The 17,625-nt window shown below is 64.6% G+C and carries 21 protein-coding genes; 10 read left to right on the top strand and 11 right to left on the bottom strand.

Annotated elements, in window-relative coordinates; translation table 11 throughout:
• Positions 1 to 93 precede the first annotated feature (93 nt).
• The 7 genes from AC1DYJ_RS17095 (at position 94) to AC1DYJ_RS17065 (ending at position 4,368) form a co-directional block, all read left to right on the top strand.
• Positions 94 to 318 carry a putative signal transducing protein gene (locus AC1DYJ_RS17095; protein ID WP_112567065.1) on the top strand — a complete coding sequence of 75 codons (225 nt, stop codon included), beginning with the start codon at positions 94 to 96 and terminating at the stop codon, positions 316 to 318.
• Complete coding sequence (locus AC1DYJ_RS17090) at positions 318 to 1,112, top strand: tRNA1(Val) (adenine(37)-N6)-methyltransferase (protein WP_477286873.1); 795 nt, start codon at positions 318 to 320, stop codon at positions 1,110 to 1,112. The genes AC1DYJ_RS17095 and AC1DYJ_RS17090 overlap by 1 nt, the downstream gene beginning before the upstream one ends.
• A 114-nt stretch (positions 1,113 to 1,226) precedes the next feature.
• Entirely contained in the window at positions 1,227 to 2,084 is an 858-nt protein-coding gene (locus tag AC1DYJ_RS17085; protein ID WP_477286871.1) for a S49 family peptidase, read from the top strand.
• 82 nt (positions 2,085 to 2,166) lie between these two features.
• Positions 2,167 to 2,352: a hypothetical protein gene (locus tag AC1DYJ_RS17080; RefSeq protein WP_477237075.1), complete on the top strand. Its 186-nt coding sequence runs from the start codon at positions 2,167 to 2,169 to the stop codon at positions 2,350 to 2,352.
• A 25-nt stretch (positions 2,353 to 2,377) separates the two neighbouring features.
• On the top strand, positions 2,378 to 3,271 hold the full coding sequence (locus tag AC1DYJ_RS17075; RefSeq protein ID WP_477286869.1) for a 4-(cytidine 5'-diphospho)-2-C-methyl-D-erythritol kinase: 894 nt from the start codon (positions 2,378 to 2,380) through the stop codon (positions 3,269 to 3,271).
• Positions 3,258 to 3,812, top strand: a complete 555-nt coding sequence (gene moaB / locus AC1DYJ_RS17070; protein WP_477286867.1) for a molybdenum cofactor biosynthesis protein B — start codon at positions 3,258 to 3,260, stop codon at positions 3,810 to 3,812. Before AC1DYJ_RS17075 ends, moaB begins: the two co-directional genes overlap by 14 nt.
• Positions 3,813 to 3,939: 127 nt before the next feature.
• Positions 3,940 to 4,368: a GFA family protein gene (locus AC1DYJ_RS17065; protein WP_477286865.1), complete on the top strand. Its 429-nt coding sequence runs from the start codon at positions 3,940 to 3,942 to the stop codon at positions 4,366 to 4,368.
• Here AC1DYJ_RS17065 and AC1DYJ_RS17060 read toward each other — a convergent pair.
• Both AC1DYJ_RS17060 and AC1DYJ_RS17055 read right to left on the bottom strand, forming a co-directional pair.
• Positions 4,358 to 5,326 (bottom strand): hypothetical protein, encoded by a 969-nt coding sequence (locus AC1DYJ_RS17060; protein ID WP_477286863.1) that lies wholly within the window; start codon positions 5,324 to 5,326, stop codon positions 4,358 to 4,360. The two genes, AC1DYJ_RS17065 and AC1DYJ_RS17060, sit on opposite strands and share 11 nt — an antisense overlap.
• 289 nt (positions 5,327 to 5,615) lie before the next feature.
• Positions 5,616 to 6,119 carry a glycosyltransferase gene (locus tag AC1DYJ_RS17055; RefSeq protein ID WP_477286954.1) on the bottom strand — a complete coding sequence of 168 codons (504 nt, stop codon included), beginning with the start codon at positions 6,117 to 6,119 and terminating at the stop codon, positions 5,616 to 5,618.
• A 149-nt stretch (positions 6,120 to 6,268) separates the two neighbouring features.
• On the opposite strand from AC1DYJ_RS17055, the gene AC1DYJ_RS17050 reads away from it, so the two are divergent.
• Positions 6,269 to 7,423: a PA0069 family radical SAM protein gene (locus tag AC1DYJ_RS17050; protein ID WP_477286861.1), complete on the top strand. Its 1,155-nt coding sequence runs from the start codon at positions 6,269 to 6,271 to the stop codon at positions 7,421 to 7,423.
• A gap of 153 nt (positions 7,424 to 7,576) precedes the next feature.
• On the top strand, positions 7,577 to 8,272 hold the full coding sequence (locus tag AC1DYJ_RS17045; RefSeq protein WP_477286859.1) for a ribonuclease HII: 696 nt from the start codon (positions 7,577 to 7,579) through the stop codon (positions 8,270 to 8,272).
• Between the two features lie 288 nt (positions 8,273 to 8,560).
• Here the strand turns inward: AC1DYJ_RS17045 and AC1DYJ_RS17040 are convergent, their stop codons facing one another.
• The 7 genes from AC1DYJ_RS17040 to AC1DYJ_RS17010 form a co-directional block, all read right to left on the bottom strand.
• Positions 8,561 to 9,052 (bottom strand): F0F1 ATP synthase subunit B, encoded by a 492-nt coding sequence (locus AC1DYJ_RS17040; RefSeq protein ID WP_477286857.1) that lies wholly within the window; start codon positions 9,050 to 9,052, stop codon positions 8,561 to 8,563.
• 10 nt (positions 9,053 to 9,062) lie between these two features.
• Positions 9,063 to 9,662: a F0F1 ATP synthase subunit B gene (locus AC1DYJ_RS17035; protein ID WP_477286855.1), complete on the bottom strand. Its 600-nt coding sequence runs from the start codon at positions 9,660 to 9,662 to the stop codon at positions 9,063 to 9,065.
• Positions 9,663 to 9,728: 66 nt separating this feature from the next.
• Positions 9,729 to 9,953, bottom strand: a complete 225-nt coding sequence (locus AC1DYJ_RS17030; RefSeq protein WP_006206606.1) for a F0F1 ATP synthase subunit C — start codon at positions 9,951 to 9,953, stop codon at positions 9,729 to 9,731.
• 67 nt (positions 9,954 to 10,020) lie between these two features.
• Positions 10,021 to 10,779, bottom strand: coding sequence for a F0F1 ATP synthase subunit A (locus AC1DYJ_RS17025; protein ID WP_477286853.1), 759 nt, complete (start codon positions 10,777 to 10,779; stop codon positions 10,021 to 10,023).
• Positions 10,780 to 10,842: 63 nt separating this feature from the next.
• Entirely contained in the window at positions 10,843 to 11,235 is a 393-nt protein-coding gene (locus AC1DYJ_RS17020; RefSeq protein ID WP_477286851.1) for an AtpZ/AtpI family protein, read from the bottom strand.
• A 254-nt stretch (positions 11,236 to 11,489) separates the two neighbouring features.
• Complete coding sequence (locus tag AC1DYJ_RS17015) at positions 11,490 to 12,674, bottom strand: cell wall hydrolase (RefSeq protein ID WP_477286849.1); 1,185 nt, start codon at positions 12,672 to 12,674, stop codon at positions 11,490 to 11,492.
• A gap of 136 nt (positions 12,675 to 12,810) precedes the next feature.
• Positions 12,811 to 14,115, bottom strand: a complete 1,305-nt coding sequence (locus AC1DYJ_RS17010) for an MFS transporter (protein ID WP_477286847.1) — start codon at positions 14,113 to 14,115, stop codon at positions 12,811 to 12,813.
• A gap of 123 nt (positions 14,116 to 14,238) precedes the next feature.
• Between AC1DYJ_RS17010 and AC1DYJ_RS17005 the strand changes: the two genes are divergently transcribed.
• Complete coding sequence (locus tag AC1DYJ_RS17005; protein WP_477286845.1) at positions 14,239 to 15,159, top strand: LysR substrate-binding domain-containing protein; 921 nt, start codon at positions 14,239 to 14,241, stop codon at positions 15,157 to 15,159.
• Positions 15,160 to 15,273: 114 nt separating this feature from the next.
• Here AC1DYJ_RS17005 and der read toward each other — a convergent pair whose 3' ends face one another.
• Complete coding sequence (gene der, locus AC1DYJ_RS17000; RefSeq protein WP_477286843.1) at positions 15,274 to 16,707, bottom strand: ribosome biogenesis GTPase Der; 1,434 nt, start codon at positions 16,705 to 16,707, stop codon at positions 15,274 to 15,276.
• A 79-nt stretch (positions 16,708 to 16,786) separates the two neighbouring features.
• Positions 16,787 to 17,449, bottom strand: coding sequence for a tetratricopeptide repeat protein (locus AC1DYJ_RS16995; protein WP_192256206.1), 663 nt, complete (start codon positions 17,447 to 17,449; stop codon positions 16,787 to 16,789).
• Positions 17,450 to 17,625: the final 176 nt, after the last annotated feature.

Raw genomic sequence — 17,625 nt, 5'->3', positions numbered from 1 at the left:
ACGGTGAACCGTTTGTCCGGGAAAATCGCTTCACACTTTTCGGCGCCATGCTCCAGCGTTTACATCAACGGCGCAACCTGCGAACTTCGTCCGATGATAGAACTCGTCCGCACCAACGATGCCGTGATCATCTCCTTTGTCGAATCGCTGATGCGCGATGCCGGGATCGCTTGCTTCGTCGCCGATCAGAACATGAGCATTCTCGAAGGGTCGATCGGTCTTTTGCAGAAGCGGGTCATGGTCGACGCCGACCAGGCCGATCAGGCGCGGCGCATCCTGAAAGACGCCGGCATCGAGAACGAAATCCGCCAGAAATAATGGCTGAAGCGAGCGCCTTCGCCAGCGATACGCCGGCTCACACGGTCGATGCCTTCCATCGCGGCCGCTTCTGGCTGGTGCAGCCGAGGACCGGGCATCGCGCCGGCATGGACGCCATGATGCTGGCGGCGGCGGTGCCGTCCGCCTTTGCCGGGCGGCTTGCCGATTTCGGCGCCGGCGCGGGTGCGGCGGGCCTTGCGGTGCTGTCTCGCTGCCAAGCGGCCGAGGTCGTGCTTGTCGAACGCTCGGCCGAGATGGCGGGGTTCGCCGCGACCACACTCGCCCATCCCGGCAATGCGCATCTCGGCAACCGCGCCTCGGTGCTGACCGCCGACGTCACGCTGTCTGGCCGGGCGCGCACGCAGGCCGGCCTTGCCGACAATTCCTTCGACTTCGTCATCATGAACCCGCCCTTCAACGCGGCAGAGGACCGCGCCACACCCGATCCGCTGCGCCGGCAGGCGCATGTCATGGAAGACGGGCTGTTCGAAAGCTGGATCCGAAGCGCGGCCGCGGTCGCCAAGCCGCGCGGCGGCCTGGCCGTCATTGCGCGGCCTGAACAGCTCCGCGATCTCCTCGATGCCTTATCGGGCCGCTTCGGCGACGCCGAGATGCTGGCCGTCCACCCCCGCCCGGAAGCAGCCGCGATCCGCATTGTGGTCAGGGCAACGCTCGGCGCGCGTGGAAAATTGTCGATCCGCCCGCCGCTGATGCTGCATGCCGAGACGGGCGATGGCCCGTCGGAACGGACCGAGATGATCAACAACGGACTGGCATCGCTGTTCGGCGATTGATTTGGTTTCGTGCCGCAAAACCGGCACACAGCTGAGCGACATGGATTGCAGCATTGCCGTTGACCGGCAAATCCCTACATGCGTTGAAAGCCATCGACCGGAGACAGCCACCTCGTGAAACGCCTTTTCAACCGCCTGCTGCCGAAATCCTGGCGATCCAGCGTCGTCACCATTCCCGTCATCAGGCTGCACGGCACCATCATGGCCGGTGGCGGGCAGTTCCGGCCGAGCCTGTCGCTCGCCTCCACGGCCGCCCTCATCGAAAAGGCGTTCCTGTTCGACGCGCCGGCGGTCGCGATCTCGATCAATTCGCCCGGCGGCTCGCCGGTGCAGTCGCGGCTGATCTTCAAGCGCATCCGCGACCTGGCGGTGGAGAAGAACAAGAAGGTCCTGGTCTTCGTCGAGGATGTGGCGGCCTCGGGCGGCTACATGATCGCGGTCGCCGGCGACGAGATCTTTGCCGATCCGTCCTCCATCGTCGGCTCGATCGGCGTCGTCTCGGCCTCGTTCGGTTTTCCCGAGCTGATGAAGAAGATCGGCGTCGAGCGCCGCGTCCACACTGCCGGCCAGAACAAGGCGGTGCTTGACCCGTTCAAACCGGAGAAGAAGGAAGATGTCGAACGGCTGAAGGCGCTGCAGCTGGAAGTGCACGAGACCTTCATCGACCTGGTCAAGGAGCGCCGCGGCTCGAAGCTGAAGGACGATCCGGACCTGTTCACCGGCCTGTTCTGGACCGGCAAGAAGGGACTGGAGCTTGGTCTCGTCGACGCCTTGAGCGACATGCGCACGGTGCTGAAGACCCGGTTCGGCGCGAAAACCCAGCTTCGGCTGGTCACTGCGCCGCGTGGCCTGTTTGGCCGCATCGGCCTGTTCGGCTCAAGCTTTTCAGCGCCCGATATTGCCGCCGCTGCCGCCAGCGGCGTGATCGATGCGGCGGAAGAGCGCGCATTGTGGGCGCGCTTCGGGCTTTGAAAAAGCGGGGAAAGCGTCTAGCATAACTGCCGACCAACCCGACCCGGCCGCCTTTGCCGCCTTGCGAGGGAGGAGTTTTGAAATGCCGCAGATCATTTTCTTCGCGATTGTCGGCGCGGCCGCCTATTTCGGCTACCGCACCTTCGTGCGCGAAGCCGAGCGCGTGACCGCCAAGGTGCGGCGCACCGAAAAGCAGGCAGCCAACGGCGCCAACGGCACGCTGGTCAAGGATCCCAAGACCGGCGAATACCGCCTGGCCAAGGACTGAACCCATCCCGCTTGCAGCCGACACAGTGGATGCGGTAGCCCGGACGTGGCTGGCACCTGCCAAGATAAATCTGGCGCTGCATGTCACCGGCAGGCGTGCCGACGGCTATCATCTGCTTGAGAGCCTGGTCGTTTTCACACGCTTCGGCGACAGGGTCGAGATCGAGCCTGCCGACAGCGACCGGTTCTCCGTAGCGGGCCGCTACGCGACTTCCGTGCCGATAGACGACAGCAATCTGGTGGTGAAGGCGCGCGAAGCGCTGCGTAGGCAGGCAGGCCAGCAGAGCACGCCGCCGGTTGCCATCCGGCTGGAAAAGAACCTGCCGGTCGCCTCCGGCGTCGGCGGCGGTTCGAGTGACGCCGCGGCGGTGCTGCGCGGCCTTGTCCGGACCTGGGGGCTCGATATCGGCGAAGCCGATCTGGCGCGGATCGGTCTCACGCTCGGCGCCGATGTGCCGATGTGTCTTTCGGCAAAACCACTGGTCGCGCGCGGTGTCGGCGACGAATTGTCATTGGTGCCGGATTTTCCCGCGCTGGCCCTCGTGCTGGTCAATCCCGGCGTCGCCGTCTCCACGCCCGACGTATTCAAGGCGCTCGAGAAACGCGACAATGAAGCGCTGCCGCCGCTGCCCCGCACATTCGACTTCCACAGCGTCCGCAACTGGCTGGAGGTCAGCCGAAACGATCTCCAGGCCGCGGCGCAGGCGATCCAGCCGCCCATCGGCCGGGCGCTGTCCCTGCTGAATCGGGCCGGGTCCGGATTCTCGCGCATGTCGGGATCCGGCCCGACCTGCTTCGGGCTGTTCGAGACCGGCAATGTCGCCAAGCGCGCCGCCGCCGAGATCCGCAGCCGCGAGCCGGAATGGTTTGTCGCCGCGACGCGCAACATCGCTTCGGAGGGCACCGATGGCCAAAATTGACGAGAGCCGCCCCTTCATCCCGGTGCGCATCGCGGTGCTGACGGTTTCCGATACGCGCAGCCTCGCCGACGACAAATCCGGCCAGACGCTGGCCGACCGCATCACCGAAGCCGGCCATGTGCTGGCCGCGCGCGACATCGTCACCGACGACCGCGAGAAAATCCGCGACAAGGTGCTGGCGTGGTCGCGCGACAAGGAGATCGATGTCGTCATCACCACCGGCGGCACCGGCTTTACCGGCCGCGACGTGACGCCGGAGGCGCTGGAGCCGATCTTCGAAAAGCGCATGGACGGCTTTTCCGAAGTGTTTCATCGCATTTCCTACGACAAGATCGGCACCTCGACGGTGCAGAGCCGCGCCACCGGCGGCGTCGTCAACGCCACATTCGTCTTCGTGCTGCCGGGCTCCCCCGGCGCCTGCAAGGATGCCTGGGACGGTATATTGAAGCCGCAGCTCGACTACCGCCACATGCCCTGCAACTTCGTCGAGATCATGCCGCGCCTGGACGAGCATTTGCGGCGCGGCAAGGCCGCTTCTTAAAGCAAGGCAGATCGCGGCCGATCGCTGCCTTTGTCAGGCAGAACGGCATGTGCGCCTTCGAAGGGTCATTTCCTGCGAGCGACCCAAGGCGTAATCTGCCGCGAGATCTTCAAGGCGGAAAGACACAATGAACGCACATCGCGGCGGCTGCCATTGCGGCAACGTTCACCTGACATTCGAAACCGACATCGAGCCAGCCGAGATGGAAATCCGCGCCTGCCAATGCGCTTTTTGCGTCCGGCATGGCTCGCGCGCTGCCGCTGACCCGCAGGGACGACTGATCGTCTCGGTCGAAGAGGAGGCGAAGCTGCACCGATACCGGTTCGGCTTGCGCACCGCCGACTATCTCATCTGCCGGGATTGTGGCGTCTATGTCGCTGCGGTCACCACCGACGGCGATGAGCCAAGAGCGATCGTCATCGTCAATGCGCTGGACGACCGGCCGCGGTTCAGCCGCGAGCCGGTCCCGATGGACTACGATGCCGAAAACCGCGAGGGCCGCATCGCCCGGCGGCAGGCACGCTGGATGCCGGTGGAGATCCGGATCAGCGGATGACCGGTTCGCCGTGGAAGCGGCGGCGCGAGGGCGGCGACACGCCGAAACCGACCTCCATCATCAGCCGCGGCGTGCGCGACGGCACGGTGCCCATGTGGAAGCCGAACGGGTCCTCGACAAAGCCGAGACCGGCCTCGCCGGTCAGCGTGACCGGGCTGTCGTCGCCATAGACCTTGAGCACCTCTTCGGCCGGATGGCCGACCAGCAGTGTCAGTTGATGCTTGAGGCTGCGCCTGTCGTGGCTGCCCCTGACGTACACGTGCGGGCCGGTCCCGGCGTCGCAAGGCTTCAGGTAGAAGAAGAATTTCAGCATCCGCCAGTCGTCGAGGTCGAAATGGTATTTGCCGAGCGAGGCGAGGTTCTTGTCGGCGTCTGAGGCCTCGCCGGTCGGAAAACTCCACCAGACGCGGGTGGTGATCAGCTTTGCCTGGCCGCCGAGATAATGCTGGGCGATGTCGAGCAGCAACGGATCGTTCTGGATGGCGAGTGCTGCCTTGCAGCCGAGGATGCGCTCGAAATAATGGCCGCTGAGCAGCGAGCGGCCGAAACGCTTCTCGGCCTCGGCATGATCCCCAGGCATGAATTCGAGCCGGCGGTCGAAATTGCCGAAGCATGGCGTGCTCTCAGCAAAGCTCGCGATCTCCTCATGGATTGCCTGCGGCAGGACCAGGCCTGAGAACAACCCATCGGTGCGCAGCGTTTCGACGATCGACTTGAGCTCGACGCCTCGGAACATCGTCGCCCCGCCACTCTGTGCCGGGCGGGTGGCGCCCAGCCAGTGCAGCTTGCGCGCCGGCATGGTGCGGGCGAGCATGAACATCGGCAGCCAGGCCGGGTTCTCGCGCAGGTCGGACAGATAGGTCGGGATGCGCGCGGCGATGCGGCGAAACAGGCTGCCATTGCGGGCAATGGCTTCCAGGCTGGCGGCGCCGGATTTGTCGGGGGTCGAAAGGTTCATCGGGGTCCTCAGGTATGAACGGCAGCCGACGAAAAGTCGGTTTCTACCGCTCCCGCATTACCCAAACCCTGATATCCCGCATCGAGGGAATGCTAACCCCGCGTCAGTTTTTGTGCAATGCACAATAGCGGGATTGCGGTGAATTTTCCCACATCGCCTTCCCTCACCCAACTACGAGGGTAGCTCGCCAGCGAAGCATGGCGAGGCTTGGGCGACTATCGGAAAGGTCGGCGCCGCCCCTCATCCGCCTGCCGGCACCTTCTCCCGTAGAGCGGGGAGAAGGGAGAAATCACTTCTTCGGCGCCACCCAGATTTCGGCGTCCAGCCGCCTGGAGGCAAGACCACGCGCAAGCGCTTCGGCGCTTTGCGCGTTCTTCGACAGGGAAGCGGCCTGCCGCTTGCTGATCACCAGTCCCTCGGCCAGCGCCCGGTTGCCCTGGAGCACCCGCGCCAGGAATGGCGTGCGGCTGCCGCGGGCGCGGGAAAAGCGCGCCGGCATGGTTTGCCGGCCGGTGTGGGCGACAACGTCGTCGATCCAGCCTTCCGAAAGCCGCGCGCCGGGTTCCAGAAACAGCAGCCAGTCGCCCTTCGCCTGCCTGATCCCGGCGGCAATGCCGCCGGCGACGAAGTGACAGCCGGCATGGTCGGCGACCCGATGCGTCTGGTCGGTCGATCCGGTGTCGCAGACGATGACATCGCGCACCACGCCCTCCACCGCGCCGCCGATCAGCGAGGCGAGCGTGCGGGCAAGGCCTTCTTCGTCATCACGGGTTTCGATGAGAACGCTGAGCATTTTAGCCGAATAGCGGAAAGCCTCGCGAAGCGCCAGTTTTGCATTGCACAACAAAAAAGTTCTTGCTTTGTTCTCATCGGCAAAATAGGATTATTTTCATGAACAGACCGAATCGACAGCCGGCAGACAGTCCCTGGGAGAGGGCCAAGATGGAACATATCGTGCGTGCGGACATTGCAGCCTTCGGAGCAGGTCGAGCCGAGATGGCCAATGCAATGATCGAACAGAGCGGCATGCGCGTCCGTCCGGACCGCAACCGCGGCCGTTCGGCCGGGATCAACCCGTCCGGCCGCTTCGAGCCTGTCAGCCGGCATGTGTTCGACGATGGCTGGAATTCGCTGGAGGAGTTGCCGCCATTCAAGACCGAGGTGCAGGTCGAGAAGCCCCGCACCATCATCACACGCAACGAATCGCCCGACATTTCCTTCGACCGTTCGATCAATCCCTATCGCGGCTGCGAACATGGCTGCGTCTATTGTTTTGCCCGACCGTCGCATTCCTTTATGGGCCTGTCGCCGGGGCTGGATTTCGAATCGAAGCTGTTTGCCAAGCCGGATGCGGCGCGGCTGCTCGACAAGGAACTGTCAAAGGACGGTTATCAGCCGCGTACCATCGCCATCGGCACCAACACCGATCCCTACCAGCCGATCGAAAAACAGTACCGGATCATGCGCGAGATCCTCGAAGTGCTGGAGGCGCGCGGCCATCCGGTCGGCATCGTCACCAAATCCGCTCTGGTGACGCGCGACATCGACATTCTGTCGCGCATGGCCGAGCGCGGGCTGGCCAAGGTGGCGCTGTCGGTGACGACGATGGACCGCATGCTGGCGCGCACCATGGAGCCGCGCGCGTCGACGCCCACCAAGCGGCTGGAGGCGATAAGGCAGCTTTCGGATGCAGGCATTCCGACCTCGGTGATGGTGGCGCCGATCATTCCCGGCCTGACCGACCAGGAGATGGAGCGCATCCTCGATTCGGCCTGCGCCGCCGGCGCCCGCGAGGCCGGCTACGTCATCCTGCGCCTGCCGCTCGAAGTGGCGCCGATCTTCAAGGACTGGCTGCTGCGCCACTATCCCGACCGCTACCGGCACGTGATGTCGCTGATCCGTTCGATGCGCGACGGCAAGGATTACGATTCGGAGTGGGGCAAGCGCATGAAAGGCGCCGGACCCTATGCCTGGCAGATCGGCCGGCGCTTCGAGATCACGGCCAAGCGGCTCGGCCTCAATGCCGAACGGCGCACGCTCAGGACCGACCGGTTCGTCGCCGCCGCCAATGCGACCGAGCAGCTGATGCTGCTGTGAAGATCATACCTGCCCCGCCGTCGTTGGCTGGGCAGGCGAAGAAATCCCGTCCGGCCTGTCCCCCGGCCTGCAGACGGTGCCCTCCCGGTCTTGCCCCACTCGACCCTGGAGGGACTTGCGGAGAATCGGAGCCGATGCGAACCTCGCCGCAACATGGCTCGCGCGCGTTCCGATTCTCCGCTTCTTTTCGAAATCGTCGAGAAGCCCGACTTCTCCTTCGAGACGAAGGCGATGGCCGAAGGCCTGTGGCCGGTCGCAGGCATGGACGAGGCCGGCCGCGGTCCGCTGGCCGGGCCGGTGGTGGCGGCGGCCGTGATCCTCGATCCCGCCAACATCCCCGACGGGCTCGACGATTCCAAACGGCTCAACCATTTGCAGCGCGAGGCGCTGTTCCTGAAAATCCTGGGGTCGGCGCTCGGCGTGTCGATGGCCTCGGTGAGTGCCGAAGGCATTGACGGCTCCAACATCCTCAAGGCCAGTCTCGAAGCGATGCGCCGTGCCCTTGCCGGGCTGCCGATCCAGGCAAAGCTGGCGCTGGCCGATGGCCGCGACGTGCCGCCGGGTCTGCTGTGCGAAGGCCGCGCGCTGATCAAGGGCGACCAGCGCTCGCAATCGATCGCCGCCGCCTCGATTGTGGCCAAGGTGATGCGCGACCGCATGATGTGCGGCTGCGGCAGCCACCATGAGAATTACGGGTTCGAGGTGCATATGGGCTACGCCACGGTGCGGCATCGCACGGCGATCGAAGCGCATGGTCCGGTGGCGAGGTTGCACAGGGCTTCGTTCGCGCCGTTTAGGCTGGGCGGTACGGAAGTAGCGGAAGAAGAGAGCTTCGCCGGGCTGGAGTAGCCGACGGCGGCACAGCTGATCTCCCCCCTTGTGGGGGAGATGTCCGGCAGGACAGAGGGGGGCGCTGTCCCGCCAGCATGTCGGTCTCGCGAACCAGATTCCCTAGACAATTAGCGGTCGCCGCGACGTACGAGAGCGGAGCACCGCGATCCGTCGCGCCCCCCTCTGCCCTGCCGGGCATCTCCCCCACGAGGGGGGAGATCAGCAGCTTCAGCGTCTCGCTCACCATGCAAACAAAAAAGCCGCCAGGTCACCCAGGCGGCTTCGTGTCAGCGGTTTTAACCCCGCTCAGTTCAGCTTGGCCTTCACATCCTGCAGCGCGGATTTGAACAGGTCGGCGCCGGCCTTGGCATCGACCTTGACTGCCAGCAGCGCACGCGCTGCTTCGACGGCGATGTCGACGGCGCTGGCGCGCACTTCGGCGACGGCCTCGCGCTCGGCCTGGCCGATCTTCTGCTCGGCAAGCGCGGTGCGGCGGGTGACGTAATCCTCGGTCTTCTTGTGCGCCTCGGCGGCAAGCATCTCGGCCTCGCGCTTGGCGGCGGCGACGATTGCCGCGGCCTCCTGCTCGGCTTCCTTGCGCTTCTTCTGGTACTGGCCGAGCAACTGCTGGGCCTCCTCGCGCAGCTTGCGGGCTTCATCAAGCTCATTGCTGATCTTGGCGGCACGAGCGTCGAGCGCCTTGGCGATCAGCCCCGGTACCTTGATGTAGACGGCAACGCCGAGGAAGATGATCAGGGCGACGGTGGCCCAGAGCGTTGCGAGAGATGTGGCGTCCATGATGCGCTCCTCACCGGGCCACGGATTTGACGGCAGCCGCGATCTCGGCCTTGCTGGCCTTGCCGCCGACAAGCGCATCGACGATTGCCGAAGCGGTGTCCTCGGCGATCGTGCCGACTTCCTTCATGGCGTTGGCCTTGATGGAAGCGATGCTGGCCTCGGCCTCGCCGAGCTTCTTGTCGAGCGCGGCTTCGACCTTCTTGCGTGCAGCTTCGGCTTCAGCCTTGGCCGCGTCGTTGGCCTGCTGGCCGATCGCATTGGCCTTGGTCTTGGCTTCCGCCAGTTCCTGCTCGTAAGCAGCAACGGCAGCGTCAGCCTCGCCCTTCAGCCTGGCGGCCTGGTCGAGGTCCTGCGTGATGCGATCGCTGCGCACGTCGATGATGCCGCCAAGGCGCGGCATCACCACCTTCTTCAGGAACAGGTAGAACAGCCCGAACGTGATCGCCAGCCACAAAAGCTGCGACGGGAACGTCGCCGGATCGAATGGCGGGAACGCACCGTGTGCCTCGGCAGGCACGCCGGTGCCGGAATGCGTGTCGCCTTCCGTGCCGGTGTGGGCGCCTTCAGCGGCGGGTGCGGACTCTTGCGCAAAGGCAGATGTCACGAACATGGACTATCCCCTGATATCAGGCATGGCCGCAGGATAGCGGCCGGCCTGTCCAATCTTCTCGAGTGCTCAGCCGAACAGGGCGAGGAGCGCGATGAGAAGCGAGAAGATGCCCAGAGCTTCGGTCACGGCGAAGCCGAAAATCAGGCGGCCGAACTGGCCATCGGCGGCCGACGGATTGCGCAGCGCGCCCGCCAGGTAGCTGCCGAAGATGTTGCCGAGGCCAATGCCCGCGCCGCCCATGCCCAGGCAAGCGATACCAGCGCCGATGTACTTTGCTGCTTCTGCGTCCATTTTAAACTCCTTTGGATCTGTAATTCCGTTGCAATTCCATCCGGCGAAGATGCCGGAAACTCTAAGGTCAGTGCCCGGGATGCAGGGCGTCGTTCAGATACATGCAGGTCAGCACGGCAAAGACGTAGGCCTGCAGGAAGGCGACCAGCAATTCCAGGGCGGTCAGCGCGACGGCCATGGCCAGCGGCAGCACCGAACCGGCGACGCCGACGGCGCCCAGCGCGCTCAGGCTGACGACGAAGCCCGAAAACACCTTCAGCGTGATGTGGCCGGCCAGCATGTTGGCGAACAGACGAACCGAGAGGCTGACCGGGCGCGAGACGAAGGAAATGACTTCGATCAGCACCACCAGCGGCAGCAGGAAGACCGGAACGCCATGCGGCACGAACAGCTTCAGGAAGCCGAGGCCGTGCTTCGTGAAGCCGTAGACAACGACGGTTCCGATCACCAGGGCCGCAAGGCCGAAGGTGACGATGATGTGGCTGGTGACGGTGAAGAAGTAGGGGAACAGGCCAAGCAGGTTGGCAACCAGCACGAACATGAACAGCGAGAACACAAAGGGGAAGAACTTCATGCCCTGGTTGCCGGCAGCGTCGCGCAGCATGTTGGCGACGAATTCATAGCCCATTTCCGAAACCGACTGCAGGCGCCCCGGGATGAGGCTGCGGCTGGACGTCGAGAGGTAAAGAAACGCCGATGCGACGAGCACAGTGGCGACCATGAACAGTGCGGAATTGGTGAAGGATACGTCATAGCCGCCGATGTTGATCGGAATCAGCTTGACGATATGGAACTGGTGGATCGGATCGACCTTGTCAGCAGCCATTTACATCCCCGTCAAAGCCGCGAACGGCCTTAAGTGTCCTTGTGCGCCATTGGCGGCGCCAGTTCATTCTTTCGGATCGCGCGACTTCTCGCTTTTTCCGAATTCCGCCACAACGCCCGACGAACGCAGGACATTGAGCACGCCGGCGCCAAAGCCCAGCAACAAGCCGACGATCAGACCCCATGGCGAGGTTCCCGCCACACGATCCAGAAACCAGCCAAGGCCCACACCCACCACTATCCCAGCGATGAACTCGCTGGACAGCTTGAGCGCCTGGCCATATCCGGCCGTCGCTTTCGCGCCGTCATTCCCCTCTAGCCGATCCGGCCGTCTTGTCGCAAGCGATGCTTCAAGGTTGCGCCGGCGGCGCTCAAGGTCTTCGTCGCGGATGTCGGCTTCATGCTTGCTGCCGCGGCCGGTTTCTCCGGTTCCGTGTGGCCCATTCTTGTCGGCCATCGAACCCCCCTGCCCGGTCAGACCGTCACCGTCCGTCCGCTTCTAAAGTCGCCGGCAACATAGTTAGAGGGTCCGCGCCCGTCAAGCCACGGGCGGGACTTCAAAGCCATGTATTTTTTCTATTAAAATCAATAAGTTGGAGAGGTGCGACATCGTGCCCGGCAGAGCGGCGGGGACGCAGACCCCGAATCCTCCCGGCAACGGCTCTTTGATTGCCGGGGCCAACGGGAAAAGAAGCGACGCTCGCCGGAGGCTCAGCTCCAGCCGCCGCCATAGGTGCGGTAGAAGATATGCAGGCCGATCTTGGTCATCTTCTGCATGGTGCGCGCCCAGCCCGGATGGACGTAGTTGGCGTAGTAATGGGTCGATGAGCCGACTTCCGGAATGAAGATCTTGCCGGCGGTGACGGCCATGGCGACATCCTGCGCCACCTTGTAGTTGGCAGGGCTCTCGATGCGCTTCTTGCGGCCATCGCAGGCGAAGGAGAACTGGCAGCGGTTCAGCCAGTTGTCGTTCTGGTAGACGACGCCGCAGATCGAGTTCGGATAGGCCGGATTGCGGACGCGGTTGAGGATGACCTGGGCGACGGCGGCCTGGCCGCGTACCGATTCGCCGCGCGCCTCGAAATAGATGCCATTGGCAAGGCAGGCCTGCTCCTTCTTGGAGAAGACGCTGGCCGGCAGCGGATTCTGGATCCACGAGTGATCACCCTTGGCCATCGGCGGAATGAATCGCCCGCTGTTGGGCTCCTCGTCCTGCAGCAGCGCCTCGAAGGGCGAGGCCTTGGCGTAGTCGGGCTCGGCCTGGGCATAGGCGGTGGCCAGCACGTCAGGCTTGTCATTGTTGACGAGCGCCGCAAGCATCGCGGGCACGCCCGGATCGGGCTTCTTGTCTTCCCTGGTGTGGAAGGCCTGGGCGATCTGGATTTCCTTGCCCTTGATGCCGGGCTTGGCGAAGGCCAGCTTCAGGCCGCTGTCCATGCTCGGCCGCAGCAGCGAGGAAGTGCGCTGGAAGATCGAGCCGGCGTTGAAGTTCTTTGGCGGCGCCACCGGCGAGACCTGGATGATGCGGCCCTTCTTGTCGCCGCGCATGATGCGGTCCTCGTCGGGCGTAACGCCGGCGACATTGCCCTTGCCGCGAAACGAGACCTTGCCGACGCCGGCAATTTGCACGCCCGAGCCCGAGAGCGAACCGGTGGTGACGGAATCGATGAAAGGCATTTCGGCGGCATGAACCGAGCCGGCGACGGAGCGTTCGACATAAGAATTCCAGCGGGTGCCCGACGCTTCGAGGCCGGAAATCAGGCTGCCCATGTCCTGGTAGGCGACGACGGTCGGAAAGCCGATCCAGATGCCGAGCCCAATGATCAATGGCGATACGAAGGAACGTTTTTTCTCACCGGCGGCGGCAGCCAGCCGCTTCAAAACACGTCGATGCACGGGGAACTCTCCAGAAACGCCACTGAGCCACTGGAGAGCCAAAGTGAAGCATTAACCTTGATGCGGAGTTAACGCTAATGATGGTGTTTTTGCGAACCGGCCTGCAACGGGATGCCGATCCGGCGCGATAAAACCGTCAGTTCGGCCGCAGCAAGATCGGCCAGGCGATAACTGCGCAGAGCGCTCCGACCAGCCAAACGCCAGGCCACGACCAGATGAGCAGCAATGCCGGAATGGCCGTCGGCACGACGAAGAAGGCGATGAAGACGAAACTGTTGGCAAGCCCAAGTGCTGTTCCGGCACGGCTGGCGCCGGCCAGCGTGGCAAGTTCGGTGTAGGCGACGCCATGCCAGGCGGAGACCGAGATGCCGGCGACGACCAGCAGCACTGCGATCGCCGGCATCAGCGCGGCATGCGAACCCGGCGTGGCGGCAGCCGCCAGGACCAGCAGGCCAAGAGCCGCGAAACCGAAGGCGCTCGTCATGCTGCAGAGACGCAGGAACCAGCGGCGGTTGCCATGGCGGTCAGTATAGCGGCCGCTCCAGACGCGCATGACCATGGCGCCGGTCTGCACGGCGGCGAGGCTGGCGCTGATCGTGAGCGTGCCCATGCCGGCGAAATCGTGCAGGAAGACGGAGGCGAAGGTCAGGACCGCCACTTGCGGAAAGCAGAGCAGGCCAATGGCGGTGGCGATGCGCCAGACCTCGGCATTGCGCAGCGGCGCCGGTCCGGCCGGCTTGGCCATGGCCGTGCTGCCGGCATTGTCGGTTTCGGGTGGCTGATGCAGCCAGCGCCAGGCAAACAGCGCCGAGACGGCGTTGACGGCAGCCAGCAGCCCGAAGACCGCGGCGAAGCCATGCGCTGATGCCAGCGACGGCAGGACCAGCGCGCCTAACCCGCCGCCGAGCGGCACCGCCGTCTGCCTGATGCTCATGGCAAAGCCACGCTCGCCTTCTTGGAACCAGGCCATGATGGCGCGGCCGCTGGAGCCATTGACGCTGCCGCCGAGCAGGCCGGTGACCAGAAGGCATGCCGCCAGCAGCGCAACGCCAGGCACATAGATCGCCGACGGGACGATGAACACCGCCATCAGCGCAAGCCACGTCGCCGTCGCGCCGAGGCCGGTCAACAGCACGCCGCGATCGCCCCAGCGGTCGGTGAGCAGGCCCCATGGCAGTTCGCTCAAGGCAACGCCCAGCCCAAGCAGGCCAAGGACAATGCCGAGATTGCCGTTGGAGAGCTGATAGCCCGAACGCAGAAACACCGCTGCTGCCGGTATGCCGGCGAAGGTGGCGGAGAAACTGGCATTGGCGGCAACGCCGATGCCAAGCACCTTCCAGCGATGATTGGTGGGAAGGTTTTTCGCGCCCGAGATGGCACTGACTGGTTCGCGCCTGGCCCGGCCCTGTTCGCAGTTTGCTTCGGTGGCGGCAATCGACACGGCACAGCTCCTGTGAGCGATCGGGCTCGACCCGACCCTTGACGCCTTGTTCCTACCGCCATAACTTCATCCCGAATATCGGGAAGTTTTTGACTGTTATTCCCAAAAAACAGGATTGTTTCGATGCGGCGCGTAACCTTCGACCTCGATGTCCTCAGAAGCTTCGTCACCGGCATGGAGCTCGGCAGCTTCGCCAAGGCGGCCGACCGGCTTGGACGCTCGACCTCGGCGGTCAGCGCGCAATTGAAGAAGCTGGAGGAACAGGCGGCGACGCCGATCTTCCGCAAATCGGGGCGCGGCCTGGCGCTGACCGAAGCAGGCGAAACCATGCTCGGCTATGCCAGGCGGCTACTCGAGTTGAATGACGAGGCGGCTTCCGCCATCCACGATGTCGAACTGGAAGGCTGGGTCAGGCTCGGCCTGCAGGAGGATTTCGGCGAGGCGGTGCTGCCGGAGGTGCTCGGGCGCTTCGCCCGCGCGCACCCCAAGGTCAAGATCGAGGCCAGGATCGGACGCAGTTACGAACTTGCCGAGCGGATCACATCAGGCACTCTCGACATTGCGCTGGCCTGGGACAGCGGCCAGGCACTGCCCTACAGCCGGCATGTCGGCGAAGCGCAGTTGCGCTGGATCGGTCCGGCAAAGCTGATCGAGACCAGCCTGCGCGAGGGCGAGGCGCTGCCGCTGGTGGCGCTTGAGGCGCCATGCCTGTTGCGCACGGTGACAACGGAAACGCTCGACCGCGCCGGCCTGCCGTGGCGGATGGCTTTTTCCAGCCCCAGCCTTGGCGGCATCTGGGCGGCGGTCGCCGCCGGGCTCGGCTTGACCATCCGCACCGATATCGGCCTGCCGGCCAATGTCAGGGCAATGGCGCCGCAGGCGCTGGGTCTGCCCGCACTGCCGACCATGGCGCTGGTGCTGCACCAGAAGGATGCTGAACTGGATCCGGTGGCGGCGCGGCTGGCGGATATATTGCTGCAGGCGGCACTGCAGGCGCTGCCAAGGGGCGCGCGGGGGAATGAGGGGCTGAGGGCGGTCGCTTAGATTCTTGGCGACGCCCTTTCAGCTTCGTCATCCTAGGGCGAAGCAGGAGCGAAGCTCCGTCGCGGAGACCCTAGGATGACGACCGGAGGGGTTGCCGCAATCCCTTGCGCCGCCTCACTTGCGCTTGTTCGCTCTCCCCGCGAACGGATTATCCGAAGTTCGCAGCGCTATCCTGATCGGCACGCCCGGCATGTCGAAGGCTTCGCGCAGGCTGTTGGAGAGGTAGCGGACATAGGATTGCGGCATCGCATCGGGCCGCGAGCACTGGACGACGAAACCCGGCGGCCGCGTCTTGGCTTGCGTCACATATTTGACCTTGAGCCGGCGCCCGGCAACGGCGGGCGGCGGATGATGCGCCAGAATGCTTTCCAGCCAGCGGTTGAGCTTGCCGGTGGAGACGCGGCTGTTCCACACCTTGTGCGTCTTGATGACGGCGTCCATCAGCTTGTCGAGGCCGCGGCCGGTCTCGGCCGAAACCGTCACCGCCTGGATGCCGCGCACCTGCGGCAACAGCCGTCCGGTCTTTTCGCGCAACTCGGCCAAGAGCTCCTGCGGATTGTCGATCAAATCCCATTTGTTGAAAGCGATGACCGGCGCCCTGCCCTCGCGGATGATCAGGTCGGCGATCTGCAAATCCTGCTTCTCGAACGGGATGGTGGCGTCGAGCACGATGATGACGATCTCGGCGAAGCGGATGGCGCGCAGGCCGTCCTGCACCGACATCACTTCCAGCTTTTCGTGGATCCTGGCCTTGCGGCGCATGCCGGCAGTGTCGAACAGTTTTAGGCGGCGGCCATGCCAGTCCCAGTCGACGGAGATGGAATCTCGGGTGATGCCGGCTTCCGGGCCGGTCAGCAGCCGCTCCTCGCCGATCAGCGCGTTGATCAGCGTCGACTTGCCGGCATTGGGACGGCCGACGACGGCGATGCGCATCGGCTTGGTGTCGTCATAGGCGGGTTCGGCGTCGGGATCGGTGATGTCCTCGCCGATCAGCACCTCGCTGGCGGCGATTTCTTCCTCGGCGTCGTCCTCTTCCTCGTCGAAGGCGCGCTTCTCGCCAAGGGCCTCGATGACAGCGTCGCGCAAATCGGGCATGCCCTGGCCGTGTTCGGCCGAGACCGGGATCGGTTCGCCGAGACCCAGTTCCCAGGCCTCCAGCATGCCACCTTGCGCGCCCTTGGCCTCAGCCTTGTTGGCGACCAGCACAACCGGCTTGCCGGACTTGCGCACGATTTCGGCAAAGGTGCGGTCGTCAGGCAAAAGGCCGGACTTGGCGTCGATGGTGAAGAAGATCAGGTCGGCTTCGCGGATGGCGATCTCGGTCTGCGCGCGCATGCGGCCGGGCAGCGTCGAGGCAGCCGCGTCCTCGAAGCCGGCGGTGTCGATGACGTCGAAATGCAGGTCGTAGAGTTTGGCCGCGTGGACGCGACGGTCGCGGGTGACGCCCGGCGTGTCGTCGACAAGCGCCAGCTTCCTTCCGACCAGCCGGTTGAAAAGCGTCGATTTGCCGACATTGGGACGGCCGATAATGGCGACTTTGAAGCTCATCCGGCCCTCGTCATCGATATCGCCCAAACCGCAGCGCACCCTTGGGTCAGGCCCGAGGGCATGCTTTGGGCGATGCGTATCATGACGCGCCAGAACCGCGGATCAGTTCCGACATCAGCGTCGCCCGCTGGCGCGCATTGCGCGGGGCGCCGTCATCGGCGGCGATCTGGTCGAACAGTTTCAGCGCATCCTGGGTCTTGCCTTCCTTCCAGGCGGCAAGGCCAAGGGCTTCGCGCGCCGTGTGGCGCAGCGTGTTGTTGTCGGCGGTCAGCGCCTCGACGCGGCTGGAGACGTCGGCGAAAGAGCCGTGGTCGACGAGCAGCAGGGCTGCCCGCAGGCGCGCCATGTCGCGAATGCCCTGGGGAATGGCGGTGTCGGCGGCGACGCCATCGAAATCCGCGACAGCGGCGGCAAAGTCGCCCTTGTCGGCCTTGACCGTTGCCGCGCGCATGCGGGCGAGCAGCGGATAGGCGCCGTAGCCGTCCTTTTCCAGCTGCTGAAGGGCGGTCAGCGCATCGTCGCTCTTGCCGTCATTGGCAAGCTTCAGCGCCTGCGAGAAAGCATCGCCCGAGCGGTTGGCGCGGCTCTCGTCCCAATAGCGGTAGCCGACGAAGGCAGCCGTGCCGAGCACCACCAGGATGGCAAGGCCGAGGATCGCCGGACCGAAACGGTCCCACAGCGCCTGCGCCTGCTCGCGACGGATCTCGTCGTTGACTTCGCGGATAAAACTGTCGTCGGACATCAATCAAAACCATTGCTGCCCCAACAGGGGCGCTTCTTGAGCCCGCGTTTTAGCGAAATTTTGTCGGCATGGAAGGGGCTGGGCAGGAAAATCGGCTAATCGCCGGGCAGAGGTGCCAAGCCCAGCAGCCAGGAGTGACCGCACCCACGCCACATTTTGCCGATAGCCGGCTTGGA

The organism is Mesorhizobium sp. P2_B11, assembly GCF_056404855.1.
This window is presented reverse-complemented; position numbering and strand designations above follow the sequence as displayed.

Bases quoted from the DNA above. Each gene is read 5' to 3' on its own strand.
- AC1DYJ_RS17095 (WP_112567065.1), top strand. From the start codon at position 94: ATGATAGAACTCGTCCGCACCAACGATGCCGTGATCATCTCCTTTGTC.
- AC1DYJ_RS17090 (WP_477286873.1), top strand. From the start codon at position 318: ATGGCTGAAGCGAGCGCCTTCGCCAGCGATACGCCGGCTCACACGGTC.
- AC1DYJ_RS17080 (WP_477237075.1), top strand. From the start codon at position 2,167: ATGCCGCAGATCATTTTCTTCGCGATTGTCGGCGCGGCCGCCTATTTC.
- moaB (WP_477286867.1), top strand. From the start codon at position 3,258: ATGGCCAAAATTGACGAGAGCCGCCCCTTCATCCCGGTGCGCATCGCG.
- AC1DYJ_RS17065 (WP_477286865.1), top strand. From the start codon at position 3,940: ATGAACGCACATCGCGGCGGCTGCCATTGCGGCAACGTTCACCTGACA.
- AC1DYJ_RS17060 (WP_477286863.1), bottom strand. From the start codon at position 5,326: ATGAACCTTTCGACCCCCGACAAATCCGGCGCCGCCAGCCTGGAAGCC.
- AC1DYJ_RS17055 (WP_477286954.1), bottom strand. From the start codon at position 6,119: ATGCTCAGCGTTCTCATCGAAACCCGTGATGACGAAGAAGGCCTTGCC.
- AC1DYJ_RS17050 (WP_477286861.1), top strand. From the start codon at position 6,269: ATGGAACATATCGTGCGTGCGGACATTGCAGCCTTCGGAGCAGGTCGA.
- AC1DYJ_RS17045 (WP_477286859.1), top strand. From the start codon at position 7,577: ATGGCTCGCGCGCGTTCCGATTCTCCGCTTCTTTTCGAAATCGTCGAG.
- AC1DYJ_RS17040 (WP_477286857.1), bottom strand. From the start codon at position 9,052: ATGGACGCCACATCTCTCGCAACGCTCTGGGCCACCGTCGCCCTGATC.
- AC1DYJ_RS17035 (WP_477286855.1), bottom strand. From the start codon at position 9,662: ATGTTCGTGACATCTGCCTTTGCGCAAGAGTCCGCACCCGCCGCTGAA.
- AC1DYJ_RS17030 (WP_006206606.1), bottom strand. From the start codon at position 9,953: ATGGACGCAGAAGCAGCAAAGTACATCGGCGCTGGTATCGCTTGCCTG.
- AC1DYJ_RS17025 (WP_477286853.1), bottom strand. From the start codon at position 10,779: ATGGCTGCTGACAAGGTCGATCCGATCCACCAGTTCCATATCGTCAAG.
- AC1DYJ_RS17020 (WP_477286851.1), bottom strand. From the start codon at position 11,235: ATGGCCGACAAGAATGGGCCACACGGAACCGGAGAAACCGGCCGCGGC.
- AC1DYJ_RS17005 (WP_477286845.1), top strand. From the start codon at position 14,239: ATGCGGCGCGTAACCTTCGACCTCGATGTCCTCAGAAGCTTCGTCACC.
- der (WP_477286843.1), bottom strand. From the start codon at position 16,707: ATGAGCTTCAAAGTCGCCATTATCGGCCGTCCCAATGTCGGCAAATCG.
- AC1DYJ_RS16995 (WP_192256206.1), bottom strand. From the start codon at position 17,449: ATGTCCGACGACAGTTTTATCCGCGAAGTCAACGACGAGATCCGTCGC.